The following is a 16,999-nucleotide window of genomic DNA, read 5'->3' on the forward strand; positions in this document are numbered from 1 at the left end:
CCTAAAACAGGTACTGCAAGGTCACGCCAGAGGAAATGTAGTACTGAACATCGCGATTGGAATTGTTAAACATCGCAGTCAATCCATTGTCGAAAATTCGGATTCGGTAGCCAATACCGAATCCACTCGGTAAAAACGTATACGTCGTGCCGAATTCAAGCCCATAGCGAAATGCCGTTTCATCATAGTAACCCTTAGATGGATACTTGTCTGGAGATCGCATAAAGTAACGATCAGTATTGAGGGCATAAACAGCAAATATCCCAAATTGCAACGGTCTCCAAATATTGCCATTGGTGGGAGAGTTCCAGCGCGAATATCTGTAAGCGATGTTGGTTTGATAAAAGATTTCGTGTTCAATTTGATAGCCACCTAAAGTCACATCGATGGCATGTTCTGGAACCCACTCGTAACTTGCACCGGCCGCAAGAGTTCCCATAAAACCTGCGCGCTCCAAAATCACGCGCCAGTCGTCTGCGTGAGCTGAAGAATTCCACAAGAGAGAAAATAAAATTAGGGCTTTAGCGAAAGGCTGCAATCTTCCTCCAAAGTATCCATGCGTTTGACACAAAACTGTTTCGATGTTGTGTCGATAGTGATAATCAACCAGTGTGCACCGTACTCGCTGTCAGATCTCCCGCACTGCATGGTGATCGTGCCATTGTCAGTTCCTAGCTGGTACACATGATTGTGACCATTAAAGACGACTTTGACCTTAGAGTTCGTCATGACGGCGTCCATGTTGGCAGCATCATCACCAAAGAAACGTTCGGGGTCGCGAAGCGGCGTGTGTGTGAAAATAAAAACGTTATTCGGCGCAGACGCACCGGTTGCAGTTTCTTTTAACCAGGCGGAATCAAAGTTTTCCGGGCTTTCAAGATTATTGGTATTAAAGAAAATGAAGCGGTAGTCGCCGCGATCAAAATACATATTCAAGGGACCGAAGGCTTTTTTGAAAAGTTCGGGCCCGGCGCCGATAGAATCGTGATTGCCAATCGCCATGACACTAATACCATTCAGACGAGAAATCGCTTCGATGAAAGAGTCATATTCAAGGTTATAGGCAGAATTGGTATAGTCGCCCAGCCCCGCGATAAAATCGAACGGTTCATTTTGATTGATACCGTATGTGACCTTATCTATGGCTTTATAATTTTGGTGTGGATCTGCAAAAACCGCCAGACGAATTTTACCATCACTATCAACTGCTCCAATTTGACCGACATTTTGGGCGTTCAAATTTCTTTCCGGACGAAGAAGCTTGTCCGAAAAAGGTGAATCAACAAACGGAGCGCACGAGCTTAATGTGACAAAAAATACCAGGTGCAGAAGAATTTTTGTCATAAACGGAACTCCAAAGCTAATCTGCCGTAAAAGTCTCCCTTAATAGTTTGAGTTTTCGCATCCGGATGATACAGATGGTCTGTTTGATAAATGCGACGATCACCCGATCCACCGACGGCAAAGGTCACTTGTGTGGTCGAAGTCACGTCACGGGTAAGATACGCCTCGGCCAGGATTTCCTGATAGTAGAGACGATGATTGTCTTCGATACGCTCGTTCAGAAGATAGGAGCGCACGGTGAATGCGGTAAAGGCCCCGACAGTAGTGTTATCTCCGACATCTGTGGAAACTCGTAAATTAGTTCCAAATGGTGTGGTGAAGAACTGGCCGTGCCAGTCATCTTTGAATATCCAATCAACTTTTACATAGGGAAATCCGAAAGAAACCGTTTTGTCTTCAAGTTCGAACGTCATCCCGAAATATGGAAAAGGCTTCCCGTTGTGAAGGCCCCGATTCCCCGACTGATCAATTCCCAGAAGGTAGCTGTGATCGTTGAATTTTTTAGTGCGATAAATCAGCGCACCATAAAAATAGTTATTGCGGGGTGCACCCCAAGGACTGTCGCTGGCGGTGGCATAGGCTGCAAAGACGCTCATCTCGCTACCATCAGTAAAATTTTTCCTGACGCCAAAACCGCCGATCTGATTACTTAAAGAGTTCGCGATGAAAACGCTTTGATCCCCCAATTCAAAATCGGCACGTCCCAAATTAAGCGCTTCATCGTAAAGTAATGCGGAGGCGGACCACGTCTCTGAATGAAAAAGTGGAATACGAATACTGCCGCCAGATATACGCACCGGGGAGTTTTTGTAAGTATAAGGCGAAGTCCATAAATCCGAGCGTAAATCGAACATGATCTCGAGATTCTGATCTTGAATAGTCGGCACGGTACCCAATGGGCCCGCGACTGCAATGGATTGTTGGATTAGAAATCCTGCGATGATGATGGAAAATATTTTGAGCACTTTTAATTTTTAAATTTGCTACTCGATAGAGTCATCTGAAATATCGCACGAGTGTTTTATAATACATCTTGTACCCCAAAACTCTTTTAGTTAGCATTTCACAGTACATGAGTTGTTTTAAATTTTTTGCCAAATGGCTGTTGAGCTTGTTAGTGATTGGACTTGTTGCATGTGCAGATCAAGGTTCATCCTCTCCAGCGATTCCAGATAATTCAAATCAGAATAACGGGGATAGTCCCGACGTTATCGAATACGCGCGTGGGTCTATCAAAGGTCGCGACTGGAGCTATGTTCAAGGCCGTGCGGTTATCTTTAAAAGAAATAACAAAAACTTTTTAGAGATTCGTTTATGGAATGAGCGATTCGATAATCCATGCGCCGTTGCGGTTGGAACGAACACTCAAGTGCGAATGTATGCCCCCTACTCGCAAGGTACCTGGCGAATTGATCCTTTGGATCCCTTTTCATTGATTCCGACTGTGATCTTTTCTGACTACTCTGCCGGTTCTCATGCGCGTGGAAATTTGATTGCTGATCAGGGCGCTATATCCGTGAATGTCATAAAAAATGATATGGTAAGCGGGGTGGTCCAAGGACGCTTTACCCCTGCTGATGTGGGTGCGACACATATATATGGAAGATTTAGTGTTCCATTGTGTACGCCCTTATTCGGCTCATATTGACACAAAAAGGCCCTGAATACGTTTCAAATCTTATATATTGCTTATGGAGCCTAAATAGGCCGGGCATAAACATTGAATTCCTGGAATCCGAATCACGTATGTTGGAAACTTGGAGGATCGATGAACCTTGTTAAGCACCTTTCTTTGGTGGCCGTTATTTATGTAACTGCAACAGCTTTGTCTGTGCAGGCGGCGGCGCCATCGAAACAATTCATCATCCCAATGCGTTCGACGGTGGCTGCTCCTCAAGTTCAAGCGCCAAAGTTTAAAAGTTATCGTGAGTGGAAAACTGAAATGGTTAGCACTGCTCAAATGAAAGTTACCTACCTGAAAACTCAAATTGATTCTAAGAAAATGAACCGTCGTGCTGCTTCTGGTACAGATCCGAATCTTGCTCGTGGAAGAAATAATCTTGAAGCGGTGGCATCTCAGGATATCTCTGTGGAAAAAATGGAAAAGCAACTTCGCGAAGAGCAGTATGACCTGGAAGTTGCGAAAGATTTGTCAGTGACGGACTATTTTGCCGGCTATTTGACAAAGGTTCCAGATAAGAAAGCGGCTTTCAAGGAAGTGGCTGGTAAGCTTTCTCCTGAAGAAGTGGCCGAGTTGATGAATGCCTATGCGAACTCTGTATTTGGCGCCCATGCGTCAGACCTTCCTGTGAGTGCTACGAACACAAGCAAAGAGTCCGTTCGATAATCTGACTTTCCCCTCTTTAATTCCCTACAAATCATCTTAGCTTTGCGCGTTAAGCGTGCGGAGCTGCTGGTTTTCAATCAAACCGAGTCCAAAGTCATTTTACCGCAAAAAATTTCACTCCCGCGGCTTGACGTTTTCTCAGGGGGGTTCATATTACCTCCATCTATAATTATAACTTAATCAGTTCTAATAACCGGAGGAATACACAATGGCTAAGAACGAAATCGGCGTTCGTCCGCTTCATGACAGAATTCTTGTTCGCAGAATGGCGGAAGAAGAAAAAACTGCAGGCGGTCTTTTCATCCCTGATACAGCAAAAGAAAAACCACAAAAAGGTGAAATCATCGCGACTGGTAAAGGTCGTGTAACTGAAGACGGCAAAATTTTGCCTCTTGAAGTTAAAGTTGGCGACAAAGTTCTTTTCAGCAAATACGCAGGAACTGAGTTGAAACTTGAAGGCGCAGAATACTTGATGATGCGCGAAGAAGACATCCTAGGCGTTTTTAACTAATCGAATAAATTTAAGTACGGAGTAAATCATGTCTAAAGTATTAGTATTCTCAGAAGACGCTCGCGCACACATCCTAAAAGGTGTGAACACTCTTGCGAACGCAGTAAAAGTAACATTGGGACCTAAAGGTCGTAACGTTGTTATCGATAAATCTTTCGGTTCACCAATGATCACTAAAGACGGTGTGACTGTTGCTAAAGAAATCGAATTGGAAAACAAATTCGAAAACATGGGCGCGCAAATGGTTAAGGAAGTTGCTTCCAAAACTAATGACGAAGCCGGTGACGGTACAACAACTGCAACTGTTTTGGCTCAAGCGATCTACCGCGAAGGCGCGAAACTAGTTTCTGCAGGTCACAACCCAATGTCTATCAAACGTGGTATCGACAAAGCGGTTGCGATCATTATCGACGAACTTAAAGCAATGGCGAAACCAGTTAAAGGTTCAAACGAAGTTGCTCAAGTTGGTTCTATTTCTGCAAACAACGATAAAGAAATCGGTCAAATGCTTGCAGACGCTATGGATAAGGTTGGTAAAGAAGGCGTTATCACTATCGAAGAATCTAAAACAGCTAAAACTGAAGTTACAGTTGTTGAAGGTATGCAATTCGACCGTGGTTACTTGTCTCCATACTTCGTAACTAACGCTGAAAGAATGGAAGCGGTTCTGGAAAACGCTTACGTTCTGGTTTACGACAAAAAAATCTCTTCTATGAAAGATATGATCTCGATTCTTGAGGGCGTTGCTAAGCAAGGTCGTCAATTGTTGATCATCGCTGAAGACGTTGACGGTGAAGCATTGGCAACTTTGGTTGTTAATAAACTTCGCGGCACTCTTCACATCTGTGCTGTTAAAGCTCCTGGCTTCGGTGACCGTCGTAAAGCTATGCTTGAAGACATCGCTATCTTGACTGGTGCAAACGTAGTTTCAGAAGATATCGGTCGTAAACTTGAGCAAGCGACTATCGCTGATCTTGGTGTTGCGAAACGTATCGTTGTTGATAAAGACAACACGACAATCATCGATGGTAACGGCAAAAAAGCTGACATCACTGGTCGCGTAAACGCTATCAAAGGTCAAATCGAAGAAACTTCTTCTGACTATGACAAAGAAAAATTGAAAGAGCGTTTGGCTAAATTGGCTGGCGGTGTAGCGGTTATCCACGTTGGGGCTCCTTCTGAAGTTGAAATGAAAGAGAAAAAACACCGCGTAGAAGATGCTTTGAACGCGACTCGCGCAGCCGTTGAAGAAGGTATCGTTGCTGGTGGTGGTACTGCTTTGCTTCGCGCTTCTGTAAAAGTTGATAAAACTAAATTCGCTGAAGAAGAAGCTTTCGGCGCGATGATCATCAAACGTGCTTGTGAAGAGCCTATTCGTCAAATCGCGGCGAATGCAGGTCTTGATGGCGCGATCGTTTTGGATCGTATCCTTCAAAACAAATCTGCTTCTTGGGGTTTCAATGCATACTCTGACGAATACACTGACCTAATCAAAGACGGTGTTATCGATCCAGTTAAAGTTGTTCGTTGTGCTCTAACTAACGCAGCTTCTGTTTCTTCTTTGATGCTTACTACTGAGACTATGATCGCAGAAGCACCTAAGAAAGAATCTCCAATGCCAGCTGGTGGCGGCCATGACATGGGCGGCATGGGTGGTATGGGCGGCATGATGTAAGCCCCAAGCTTACATTAGCTTTCCAAAAAAATAAAAAGCCTGAGTTTTGCGACTCAGGCTTTTTTTATGCGCTGTTTGCTATCAAAAAGCGGCAGGCACTTTTTAGAAGAGGTACTGGATGCCTCCCATGAGGGTTGTCATTTTGTGGCTGACGGTGCTGCGATCGGCGCCACCCTTGTAGTCGGAACTGAAGTTTTCAAATAGCAACTCACCTTTAATCGCAAATTTCTGTCTTAGGCGATAGTTTCCAAAGAAACTGAAGCTGTTGATTTTGCTGCTGTTACCGCCACCGGAATTTGGGCTTTCGCTCATGGTTGGATTTAGGAATAAATCAAAACGACCACCAAGCTCCACCGGGATTTCTGGGCCCAGTGGGAATGAGCCACCCAGGCTCATCAGCAACCCACCATACTTGTTGGATGTGAAGGCCAGCGGTGTGCTGTCGTCGATTTTAAAGTTGGTATCTTGGTATCCAGCGCTGACTTGGATTTTCGGTCCAAAGAAATCGTTGCTCAGTAAAAAATTATATCCTCCCGTTACGGAATACTGGGACATCGATTCATTCAAAGAGCTGGGAGAAGAGCCTGCAAGGCTGTTGTCGATAGAGAATACCGATTGACGAAGGGATGCGCCCACGAACCATTCTGGGTTCAACCACAGCTCGCCACGGATCAATAAATTAGGAGCAAGGCTGGCGTTACCAGAGATCGATTGTGCTGAAGGCGAAGTGATCTTTACGTTTTGAGTATACGAAGAAAAGCCTGCAAGCACTTCCACTTTACCGTATTGGGGAGCTGGTTCCGGAGTCCACTCTTTAGGGTCGTCACCGAAAGCCACGTCTTTATCAGGGCGTGTTGTAACATCGGTCAGAATTTTTCCAGATGGAGTCGTGATGGGTGTTGCGTATTTTACGAATTCATCTGGCATGACTTTCGAGCCGACTGCGATCACTCCTGGTTCTTTTTCAAGTTCAATGTAACCAAAGCTTAGGTACGGTTCCACTTTGAAAAGCTTTACGCGTCCCAATACTTCTTTTTCAGTGCTCACCAGAATCTTCAATTTCGGATGACGATTTACCTTGATGATTTGAACAACAGAAACGCGGCTATCGGGTTTTAAACCATAGTTGCTACCTAAGTTCAAAGTCACTTGCTGACCACGACGACTTAGAATAACCGCGCGGAATGGCATGCGGTTCTTGATATTGTTAAACAAAATGCTCGCCTGCATTTTGATATCAGCCGTATCAAAGCCTTTGTAATCTGTTAGTGTTTCTTGAGTCAGCGGCAAACCTTCGCGGCCGACAAATAAAGTCAGGGTTATGGAAATACCGCGAGGTCCACGAATAATTTTTGAAGTGATGGCAGCATCCGCTTTTGCCGTTTGCAAAAGTTTTTGAACTTCGGCGGGGTTCTCATCCAAAGTCTCTGATTTTATTTCCAGGTTTTTTGGATAATTCACCAAAGACCACTGTTTGTCTTCGTTCAATTGAGTGCGAATTTGCTCCTCAACGGGTTTCGCGTAAATGCCACCAATGTTGTCCGTAGTGGGAACTAAAACGATAGACTTGATCGCCAGATCTTGGTCGACAGTGCTGACGTATGCGTTCTGGGCAAAGGTCTTAAAGCTAAGTGCAAAAACCACGGTGCTAATGAGCATTTTTATTTTCATATTTTAATTCTGCACGGTGAATGAAAAGTCGTCAATTTTGGGTCAAGTAATTCGGACCGTTGCCGAAACTATTTTTATGAAATTTCATTCTCAAATTACTTTATTGATCGCCGCTGCTTTGATGTCTTCAACTTCTTATGCACAGTCTAGTCTGGAAGGGTTTTCGACTGGACGTTATGAGGTTCGTAAGACGGTAACTCCGCCTGCAAAAACAAAGCGAAATCCTGCGCAAGCGGTAACAGCTGAATCTGTGGAAGCAAAAAAAGCGGACCCAGGGGTAGCAACTTCAGCCGCGGTAGCAGCCGCGACGACAGCGGCACCTCAAGCATCAGCGACGACGGCGACAGCGGTGGCCGTTGTAACTACGACACCAGCCACGACACCGGCTCCATCAGTTGCTCCCGGACCCTCTGCGACTCCTGTCGTGATGGCAGAACCAAGCATCGGGGATCAGGCCGAAGCTTTATTCACGAATAAAGCTGATAAAATCTATGACTACTATGCGGAAGCTATTCACCCAGATGATATTCGTAACAATCGCTTGGAAGTCGAGATTTCTCCTGTGGCAGTTTATAATGAATCAAAATCAAACTATTCATTCCGGGAGTATCAAAGCTTTTATGATGCCCTTCGCTTTAAAGCGAACGTTTGGCTAACACCTCTAATTGGGGTGAGCGGAAAATTTATGTTCTCGATGACTTCGGACATTGATTCTATGGAAGCGGATAAATCCCGTGTACCAGCCAAATATGAATTTTTAGATTTAGGTTTGAATTTCCGTAAGTACTTCGGTAATTCTCGCAAGTCAAACTCCCTGGAGTTTTCAATTCTTTATAGCCAGAATAAAATGAACACGCCAAGCGATGCTGAAAACCGTATGCGTATCAGCAGCACAGGATTTGGCTTGGGTCTGAAAGCCCGCATTCCAACTTCGGTGGAATACGCTTGGGTATTGGGCGGAAGTTTCTTTCCGCGTTTACAACATAAAGAGTCAACAACCAGCACGGGTGTAAACTCGGGCAACGTGGAGGAGAGCTCTCGCTTAGGTGTTGAGTTCGGTGGGGAGTGGCGTCTGTCACGCTCTAGCCAGCTTCTATGGGGTCTGGAAGCATCTGCTGAACGAAATATGTTTGATGGACCTACCAGTCAACCCGACCCAAGTACGGGTTCTACCCCTAAGAACGTCAGCGTGACGAATTCGTTGTATCTGTTCTCCCTAGGCTATCGTTGGGGCCAATAAAATCCACTCATCAAAAGGCTGCATGGCTTCTATACTGAAGCCATGAAGATACGTTTCACTGTTATCGATGATGCCGCATTTCTGCGCGAGCTGATTAAAAATATCATGAGCTCTGCTGGACACATTTGTGTCGGTGAAGCAGAAAATGGAAACGATGGCATTCGCCTGGTTTCTTCTGTTCTGCCCGATCTTGTATTCCTGGATATGGTAATGCCGTTACGTAATGGCTTAGAGTCTGCCCGCGCGATCAAAGAATCTCATCCTGACATTATGATCATTGGATGCTCGACGATTGATAGCGACGCCATGATTGAAAAAGCGCACGAAGCTGGCTTTGATGCCTATATCACTAAGCCGTTCACCAAAGAGAATTTATTAATGGTCGTTTCAAAAGTGTTACCGCAGGCGGGAGAATCAACACATGGAAGAACTTAAATTTGTATTGAAGACTTTGGCATTCACGATGGTTTTGATTGTGCTTGCTCAGGTAAAAGTTGGTGGGGCTTCAATTGAATCCTACACATTTCGCTGGTTGCAAAGATCGACGGTGTCTCAGTACATTCAAAGTGCGGCTGCAGGTGGCGCAATGGCTTTAAAAAATCTGACAGTTCACGTAAAAGATGGCGTGGTTAGCACTGTCGACGGTTTCCAGGAAGGCTCTCACGAAAAGGCTGTTCGTTAATTATCTAACGGCTTTTGTTGTTTTAGTAGAAGCAACAGATACAGATGATTGAGTCTTAGCAGCGATATTTGAAGATGTTGCTGCTGTGTTTTTGAAAAGACCGTTGTTAGAGCGTGGGCATGAACCGTAAGAAGTTGAAGACATTGCCAAAGCTGCGATTACGATAAGTGTTGCTAGTTTCATGTGAACTCCTTTGTGCGTTGGATACTTACATCTAATGCATCCCACATGCCAAAGAAGGCGTTTCAGACTGAGAATTCAGTCACGAAGAATCAAGGACTTAGAAATTTCAAATCTCAAAATGAGACACGCGTGCCAAGCGACGCCGTTTTGCGCGCACCTGTGACAAGGCATTGATCATTACCCAAAAAGGAGTGAACGACCTGGGGGTTGAAGGTCGCTCACTCGGTAAGGGCTTTAATCAACATTTTAAGAGCCTCGAATACCTTTAACAGCTTTGGTTTTTGTTGAACCAGAAGATGAAGTGTTCTTGGCCATCTTGTAGTCGGAAGCTGTTTTATCCATCATGCGACCCGCGATCTTTTGATTGCAAATTGGCGCTGCCGTGGATACAGATGCATGGGATACAGACGCAGCTGTGGCAATAGTTACCGCGATCATCAATGTAATAGCTTTCATACTATCTCCTTTGAAGTGAAATAAGACTTCATAGAGGTGTATTGCAGCGGGTGTGCCAGAATGCCCGTCTCAGGGTGGGATGTAATCTTTGTGATATCAATAGGTTAGGGATTAGAGGGGCGAAATAAAAAAGGCTCTCTTTGCAGAGAGCCTTTTTAGGCGCTTCCATTGTTTAGGAAGTTAACACTAATCGTTTAAGCCGCCTTGGCCTTTTGCAGGTGTAGTGTCTGAAGACCCAGCGCCTGTCTTTTGAGAAGGATTTGTGTTTTTTGTAAGAGGTACGTCAGTTACGTGTTTGTTTGCGCAATTAGCACAGCCTTCTTTATTGAGTCCGCCAGTTGTTCCTGTTTTTTGATCAGGATAGCCAATCTTTTCATTGGATTGGTCACCGCTAACTGACTGCGCTTGAGCCGCTGTTGCCATCAGAGTACATACCGCCACTAACAATATTTTCTTCATAACAATCTCTCCTTAGAGATATAGCTCTGCAGTTGCAGGCGCGATAATGTCGAGCAAGTTATTGAATGTAGAGGCTACTTGCATTGCCACTGATGGACCTTCTTTACTATCGACCTTGTTAATCTCACCATTTGATTTATATGAAACCTGAATAGTGCCCAAGCCCGGGCGAGTCACGATTGCTGGTTTACCATAGCGCTCTTCGTACTCGATCTTAACGACTTTCTTAGCTTGATCGGTGATGGTAGCAATACGTCCACGGTTATCATAAGTCATGGAGATTTTCTGACCATCAGAGTTCTGTGCGTAGTTTAGGTTACCCTTGCCATCGTATTTAAACTGAGTGGCTTTCGTCGTTACTTTCTGACCTTTTTGGTTGAAGAAAGTAGTCGATACCTGGCTGACCTTTTTAATTGTCTGGTCATATTCAAACGCCATACGTGTTGCTGGAGTGGCTTTTACTTTCACCAAGCCGTCTGTGTAGTATTCGTAAGAGATACGCTCAGCATTTCTGCGGATGCTTGTCGGTTTACCAAAAAGCTCGTGATAGCTGATATCTGTTACATTGCCATTCACAGTCGTCATCACACGTTGCAAGAAGAACTGACCATCTGCGCGTTGTTTATGCCAGAATTCGTATTTGTTATCTGCAACAGTCTCTTTGCCGCAAACTTTCTTAACGGTAGACCAGTAGTGATTTTGCGGGTCGTTTTGAGAGAACTCGTACTTGTAGGCCTCTGTACATTTATCACGATCAGTAAATGACGTTACCCAGTCGTTCTTTTTATCGTATTTAACAGCGATAAAAGTTTTATCCGGCCAAGAAGCTTTTGTCAGATTGTGAAGATCATCGTACTCATAAGTATAAGTTTTTTGCCAAGCATTCTTCACAGAAGACAAGTCATCCAAGTTCGCAAACTTATAATCCACATTCAAACCATTCGGTCCTGTGATGGATTTAACTTTCTTATTTTGGTAATACTTGAAAGTCAGGCGACGACCGTTGTTATCTTCAACTTTTGTAACCAGGTCTTTATCGTATTCGAATTTCAAGAAATTGCCGTTTTTATCGTAGATGTGAGTCAACTTACCTTGTGGGCTAAAACGTTGAGCGCTGCCGTCTGGAAGAGTGCGCGTGTAATACGTTTTATTGAAAGTAAAGTTCTCAACTTCACGGCCGTTGGCAAAGAATTTTGTGCCTTCTTTAACTTGAACGGCGACGCCATATTTTTTTGCGAAATCCGCACGGGCATTGTCGTCTTCAAGCAACTGAGTTTTAAGAGAAGTCAGGTACGCTTCAGTAACGCCGACTTTCTTTTCAGCCTTCATCTTTGTGATGATGGAGTTGATGGTATTTTCAACATCTTTACGAGTGACTTCGCGTTGGGAGTAGGTAACTTCCATACCGCCGCCGCACTCTTTGATTTTGATATTACCTTCACCATTAACTTCCATGCTGGTTTCGAAATCAGAGCACCATCCGAAACCAAACATTCCGTTGAAAAGTGAACGGCTATTGTAAGTTCTGATAATTTTAAGATCGTAACCAGTGCCTGGTACGTCCATGTCTATCCACGTATTGGAATAGTTGGCATTCTTCATGTCGACAAGAGCATACGCTTGCGCCGAGAAAAGAACGGCCACTGCAATAAGTGCCTTCTTCATTATGTCTACCTCTTCCCTGAAACTCTGACGGACTACACTTTGATAGTAACAAGTTTTTTGATGATGACACCACCGATAATTTGCAGAGCCAGCATGGCGAACAGCAACACTAGACCTAAGGTGGTACTAAACATGGGCTTGATGAAGGCGGGATCGATGACCAAAAAAACGATCATCAAAAAGAATGGAATCAAAGTAACGATAATACCTTGCATGAGGCCTTGTGCCGTCATTGCCTGGATTTTTTTCTCGACCTTTTGTCTTTCACGAATCACTAGGACGATGGTCTGGAAAGTCTCTGCCAGATTACCACCAGTCTCTTTTAAAATGTTGATGGAGGTTACAAACATCTGCACATCGGGACGTGGAATGCGATTTCCCAAGTCGTTCAATGCGCTTTCAAAGCTGTCACCGACCTGCATTTGGTAAAGGACTTGTGAGAATTCCTGACTGATAGGATTTCCCATGATTTCCACCACACGCTTCATGGACTCCTGAGGATTTGAGCCGGCTTTAATACCGTTCGCCATGATCGTAATACCGTCAACCATCTGATCTACGAAACTTGTACAACGACGTTCGTACAACATGCGCACAATTAAGAGTGGCAGCTGCCAGCCTGCAATCGTTACAGAGGCACCAAAAAATGCACCCACCAGAACGCTTGGCCAGAAGATCAAAAAGACCAAGGCACCTAATCCAAAACTCATCAGTAAAATAAGTATCGTGATTTTCTTTTGGTCCGCTTCCATACCCATCAGACGCATGATGCGAATGACTTCTTCACGTTGACCCAGGCTGCGCTTATGAAGAAGCGCAATAGCCTTTTCAGCCCACAGAATGACCATGATAAAAACGATCGCACCAAAGAGTGGAATCAAAATCCATTCTTTAGCGAGCAATGTTTTTAAGAAGGCCAAAACTGCTGCCATACTTTATCCAACCTTTTTCGGTGGCACTACGCCACCTGGCATTTTCGGCATCAATCCACCTTGTGCAGGAGGATTAGGCCCTGTTGGTTTTGCTTGTGCCGCAGGATCGTTGCTGAAAATTTCACGCGGGATCACAACGCCTTTATCACTCAATTTTTGAATGAAGCTTGGTATTGTCCCTGTCGCTTGAAAGACACCTTGGATCTTGCGGTTTTTATCGTAACCAGTTTCTTTAAAGCGGAAGATTTCGGCCAAAGTGACAACGTCACCCTGCATGCCGGCTACTTCCGTGATGCTCATGATTTTACGGCTACCATCTGATTGGCGGGAGATCTGTACGATCAAATTAACTGCACCAGCGATTTGTTCGCGGATCGCGCGTACTGGAAGATCCATACCGGCCATCATCGACAAAGTTTCCAAACGGGCAATACACTCACGGGCACTGTTCGCATGGGTTGTTGTCATCGAGCCATCATGACCTGTGTTCATCGCTTGCAACATATCCAAAGCGGCGCCGTCACGGCACTCACCGACAATGATGCGGTCAGGACGCATACGCAGAGCATTTTTGATCAAGTCACGGATATGAATGGCATTGTTACCTTCCATAGAAGCCGGGCGAGTTTCCAGACGAACCACGTGTTCCTGTTGCAATTGCAACTCGGCTGCGTCCTCGACTGTGATCACACGTTCATTGGATGGAATGTATGAAGAAAGCATATTCAGCAACGAGGTTTTACCAGAACCGGTACCACCCGAGATCACCACGTTCAAACCATTTTCCACGCAGATGCGCAGGAAATCGATCATGTTCTTAGTGATACTTCCGTACTCAATATATTTCTCAGCGGTGATACCGCCTTTTTTAAATTTACGAATTGTCAGTGCTGGACCGTCAATGGAAAGAGGCTCGATCACCGCGTTAACACGGGAACCATCTTTCAAGCGGGCATCCACGTAAGGAGTCGAATCATTGATCTGACGACCCAGTGGCGTCACGATACGCTCGATAATACGGCGTAAGTGATCATTGGAAGTAAATGTCACCGGACTCAGTGCGACTTTACCACTTTTCTCGACAAAGATTTTTTTGTGACCGTTCACCATGATCTCGGTTACAGCCGGATCAGCCAGCAAGTCTTCCAAGGGACCTAATCCCAAAGCTTCCTCTAAAACCTCTTTGATAATTTTAGACCGTTCTTCGCGTGCAAGTTCCGGAGCTTCCTTGTCGACGATGACAGTGATTTCACGCTTGGTTTTTTCGCGAACTTCTTTTTCTTTATTCTCGTCTTTGGTATCTGTCAGAAGTTTTTTAAGATCCACGGTGCGGATCAATTCATTGTGCACACGGATCTTCATCAATGTGCGCGGGTCCATACCATTGGAGCCAGGAACAGGGGCGCTAGCGCCTTCAGATGCTGGCGGAGCTGGTTTTGGACGAGACAGAGTTTTAAGTCTTTGCAAAACCCCGCCCGTAAGTTTACGAGACAGATCAAAATATGAAGCAGTCAGTGGAGTTTTTGGCGCACTGATAATGAACGGCTGATATTTTTGCAAAGCCATATTGGTTGTTGCTTCATCCTGAGGAATGATTCCCAAGAATGGCAATTGCAACTGATTGGAAATAGCTTGCGGAGACAAACCTGTTGGGGAGGCTTTGTTCACGACAAGTTGGAACATGTCTTTAGGGAATGTCGCTGACAACAACTCATTCACAAGTCTTTGTGTCTGAGTCACAACCAGAACTTCTGGAGTAGTCACGATCATAATCGCCGTGGCTTCCTGAAGAACAGCCATCTGCGCCGGTCCCAAGTCATTACCGACGTCAACTACGACAAATTTAAATGCACGAGAGAAAAACTCCATGAGCTTGCCAAGAAGATCAGGAGAGATGTTTAAAGATTCTTCCGGTCCACGCACGGCGCCCACATAGCCAAGGCCTGAGGGATGCATCGTTACCAAAGTATTCATTGGTTGAGAATTCAAAGAGCCCGTGAATGTCGAAAGCTCTTTCAGAGTTTTTACAGGCTTCAGACCCATGATCACGTTTTGATCACCGACGGATTTAGAGTCAGCATCAATAAGTAGAACCTGAGTACGCAGTTCAGTCATCAAGGCGCAGGCAAAGTTAGCGGCGAAGACGCTTTTACCCACGCCCCCTTTACCACCAACAACAGCGATGAGATTACAATTCGGATTGATAGCCAATGCGGACCTCCGCTAAACTTATCGGCTTCGATGATCAAACCGTATACGCGACATTAGTCGCGCAGACGGAATTTTTTCTTAATTTGTTCAGAGCCCGCACTTGCGGAGGTCTTAACAACTGGAGTTACGAAAACCACAAATTGACTTTGTTGTTTTGCGAATTCTTTGGATGCATACAAGCTGATGATAGGGTTCTTTTGTCCAGATGGACGGTTGTAACCAGTCGAGGATGAGTTACGGATCAAACCACCCACCGCAGCACTTTGACGGTCACGAACAACCACGGAGCTGGACATTTCATTCGAGCTCGTGATGGGTGCACCGGCAGGAGTACTACCGATCATGCTGGATACCTTAAAGGCCATATCCATACGAACGCTACCAGACTTTTCACCCATCAGAACCGGAGTGATCGTCGTTACGATACCTACTTCGGCAAAGGCCGTACCTTGAGTACCGTTTTGCCCAATAACTGCGTAAGGCTGATTCGTTACCTGTTTAATTTCACCTTTTTTGCCGTCTTCCACAATCATGCTTGTGCTCTCAAGAACGCGGGCTTGACCATGTTGTTTCGCCCAGTTCAGTTTCGGCAACAAGTTTGAAACTGTACCTGTGATTGAGCTCACGACACCACCAGCTGCTTCACCGCCAGTTTGGAAAGTCATTTGCGAGTTATCACCAAGCTCCGGCGTAAACTGGAACTTAAAGTTCTTAGAGTAGTCTTTTTGCAATTCTACGTAGTGAACAACCAACTGAATCATCTTTGGAGGTGGCTTCGGTGCTGATTCTTTAATTTGAATCAGATTAATGACACCTTCATTCGCTGGATTACGAGTCTTGATAAGACCTTTTTCCACAGCGGCTTCCACAATGCGGTCCGGAAGATAAGTTTTTGCGATGATCTCGGCACGAGCTGATTCGTCAGCACTGTTTGCCCAGCCTTGAAGAATGATTTTCTCATTCACGGCACGAACTTCGATTTCAGGGTTATTGATGTCGCGGGCGATGAACTCAGCAATCTTCTTTTGAGCAAGGGGGCTTAAGCTCACGATAGAAGAAGCCTGGTTACCGAACTGGGAGACAACGTTGAAAATACGCGCCATATCTTTAGGGAGAAGAATCTGACCGTCGACAACGACTTTATCATTTACGATTTTGATATTAATACCTTCGATGTCACCCAATAAAGAGCGCATCTCGCGAACGATTTTATCAAGTTTGGATTTTTTAACGTCAATACGATATTCCGCAACGATTTTACCATTGCGTTTATCGTGGATAGTTAAGGTCGCAAAACCCTCAGTGCGTGGAGTGAAGCGAATGACGTTAAGGTCTTTCGCATAACTCGCAGTCACGATGCGACGGAAGTCACCTTTGAATTCCACATTATCTGGAATCGGAGGAAGTTTTTCGTCCAACTCAATTCCCAACGTCAAGTTGATGAACTTGCGTGAACGGAAAGCTCCACTGCTATCTTCGCTGGATGTTGACGGTGATGCAGAAAGATCGTCCTCTGCATGCGCAACCGGTACGCAAAGACTGACTACAAGCCCCATTGTAAGCAGCATATGTTTCATTGGTTCCCCCTTAACTCACTAACCCAAAACCCAATAACTCAATCTC

18 protein-coding genes are annotated in these 16,999 nt (G+C 45.0%); 7 read left to right on the forward strand and 11 right to left on the reverse strand.

Features of this window, described 5'->3' with window-relative positions:
• Nucleotide 1: 1 nt before the first annotated feature.
• From DOM22_RS00545 to DOM22_RS00555, 3 genes are read right to left on the reverse strand one after another with little or no spacing between them, the layout of a single operon-like run.
• A complete protein-coding gene (locus tag DOM22_RS00545; protein ID WP_246845777.1) occupies nt 2-538 on the reverse strand; it encodes a hypothetical protein in 537 nt (178 codons plus the stop codon).
• Complete coding sequence (locus tag DOM22_RS00550) at nt 514-1,344, reverse strand: metallophosphoesterase (RefSeq protein WP_142698526.1); 831 nt, start codon at nt 1,342-1,344, stop codon at nt 514-516. Before DOM22_RS00550 ends, DOM22_RS00545 begins: the two co-directional genes overlap by 25 nt.
• On the reverse strand, nt 1,341-2,309 hold the full coding sequence (locus DOM22_RS00555) for a hypothetical protein (RefSeq protein WP_246845778.1): 969 nt from the start codon (nt 2,307-2,309) through the stop codon (nt 1,341-1,343). Before DOM22_RS00555 ends, DOM22_RS00550 begins: the two co-directional genes overlap by 4 nt.
• Before the next feature lie 152 nt (nt 2,310-2,461).
• On the opposite strand from DOM22_RS00555, the gene DOM22_RS00560 reads away from it, so the two are divergent.
• The 4 genes from DOM22_RS00560 (at nt 2,462) to groL (ending at nt 5,877) form a co-directional block, all read left to right on the forward strand.
• The gene (locus DOM22_RS00560; protein ID WP_210415660.1) at nt 2,462-2,992 is read left to right on the forward strand and encodes a hypothetical protein; all 531 of its coding nucleotides are present in this window, start codon (nt 2,462-2,464) and stop codon (nt 2,990-2,992) included.
• Nucleotides 2,993-3,112: 120 nt separating this feature from the next.
• Nucleotides 3,113-3,691, forward strand: coding sequence for a hypothetical protein (locus DOM22_RS00565; protein ID WP_142698528.1), 579 nt, complete (start codon nt 3,113-3,115; stop codon nt 3,689-3,691).
• A gap of 223 nt (nt 3,692-3,914) precedes the next feature.
• A complete protein-coding gene (gene groES, locus DOM22_RS00570; protein WP_168196705.1) occupies nt 3,915-4,202 on the forward strand; it encodes a co-chaperone GroES in 288 nt (95 codons plus the stop codon).
• 28 nt (nt 4,203-4,230) lie between these two features.
• A complete protein-coding gene (gene groL / locus DOM22_RS00575) occupies nt 4,231-5,877 on the forward strand; it encodes a chaperonin GroEL (protein ID WP_142698529.1) in 1,647 nt (548 codons plus the stop codon).
• Nucleotides 5,878-5,979: 102 nt separating this feature from the next.
• On the opposite strand, the gene DOM22_RS00580 is transcribed toward groL, so the two are convergent.
• Nucleotides 5,980-7,548, reverse strand: a complete 1,569-nt coding sequence (locus DOM22_RS00580; RefSeq protein WP_246845779.1) for a hypothetical protein — start codon at nt 7,546-7,548, stop codon at nt 5,980-5,982.
• 76 nt (nt 7,549-7,624) lie between these two features.
• Here DOM22_RS00580 and DOM22_RS00585 point away from each other — a divergent pair, with 76 nt between their 5' ends.
• From DOM22_RS00585 to DOM22_RS00595, 3 genes are read left to right on the forward strand one after another with little or no spacing between them, the layout of a single operon-like run.
• Nucleotides 7,625-8,788, forward strand: coding sequence for a hypothetical protein (locus DOM22_RS00585; RefSeq protein WP_142698530.1), 1,164 nt, complete (start codon nt 7,625-7,627; stop codon nt 8,786-8,788).
• Nucleotides 8,789-8,830: 42 nt separating this feature from the next.
• A complete protein-coding gene (locus DOM22_RS00590) occupies nt 8,831-9,223 on the forward strand; it encodes a response regulator (RefSeq protein WP_142698531.1) in 393 nt (130 codons plus the stop codon).
• A complete protein-coding gene (locus DOM22_RS00595) occupies nt 9,210-9,470 on the forward strand; it encodes a hypothetical protein (protein ID WP_142698532.1) in 261 nt (86 codons plus the stop codon). The genes DOM22_RS00590 and DOM22_RS00595 overlap by 14 nt, the downstream gene beginning before the upstream one ends.
• Here DOM22_RS00595 and DOM22_RS00600 read toward each other — a convergent pair whose 3' ends face one another.
• From DOM22_RS00600 to DOM22_RS00630, 7 genes are all read right to left on the reverse strand, one after another.
• A complete protein-coding gene (locus tag DOM22_RS00600; protein ID WP_142698533.1) occupies nt 9,471-9,653 on the reverse strand; it encodes a hypothetical protein in 183 nt (60 codons plus the stop codon).
• 246 nt (nt 9,654-9,899) lie between these two features.
• Nucleotides 9,900-10,109: a hypothetical protein gene (locus DOM22_RS00605; protein WP_142698534.1), complete on the reverse strand. Its 210-nt coding sequence runs from the start codon at nt 10,107-10,109 to the stop codon at nt 9,900-9,902.
• A 186-nt stretch (nt 10,110-10,295) separates the two neighbouring features.
• A complete protein-coding gene (locus DOM22_RS00610) occupies nt 10,296-10,568 on the reverse strand; it encodes a hypothetical protein (protein ID WP_142698535.1) in 273 nt (90 codons plus the stop codon).
• Nucleotides 10,569-10,580: 12 nt separating this feature from the next.
• Nucleotides 10,581-12,233 carry a DUF6531 domain-containing protein gene (locus tag DOM22_RS00615; RefSeq protein WP_142698536.1) on the reverse strand — a complete coding sequence of 551 codons (1,653 nt, stop codon included), beginning with the start codon at nt 12,231-12,233 and terminating at the stop codon, nt 10,581-10,583.
• Between the two features lie 32 nt (nt 12,234-12,265).
• Nucleotides 12,266-13,165, reverse strand: coding sequence for a type II secretion system F family protein (locus DOM22_RS00620; RefSeq protein ID WP_142698537.1), 900 nt, complete (start codon nt 13,163-13,165; stop codon nt 12,266-12,268).
• Between the two features lie 3 nt (nt 13,166-13,168).
• Complete coding sequence (locus tag DOM22_RS00625) at nt 13,169-15,376, reverse strand: ATPase, T2SS/T4P/T4SS family (RefSeq protein WP_142698538.1); 2,208 nt, start codon at nt 15,374-15,376, stop codon at nt 13,169-13,171.
• 53 nt (nt 15,377-15,429) lie between these two features.
• Entirely contained in the window at nt 15,430-16,953 is a 1,524-nt protein-coding gene (locus tag DOM22_RS00630) for a type II secretion system protein GspD (protein ID WP_142698539.1), read from the reverse strand.
• Between the last annotated feature and the right edge of the window lie 46 nt (nt 16,954-16,999).

The sequence above is a fragment of the Bdellovibrio sp. ZAP7 genome, from assembly GCF_006874645.1.
Lineage (GTDB): Bacteria > Bdellovibrionota > Bdellovibrionia > Bdellovibrionales > Bdellovibrionaceae > Bdellovibrio.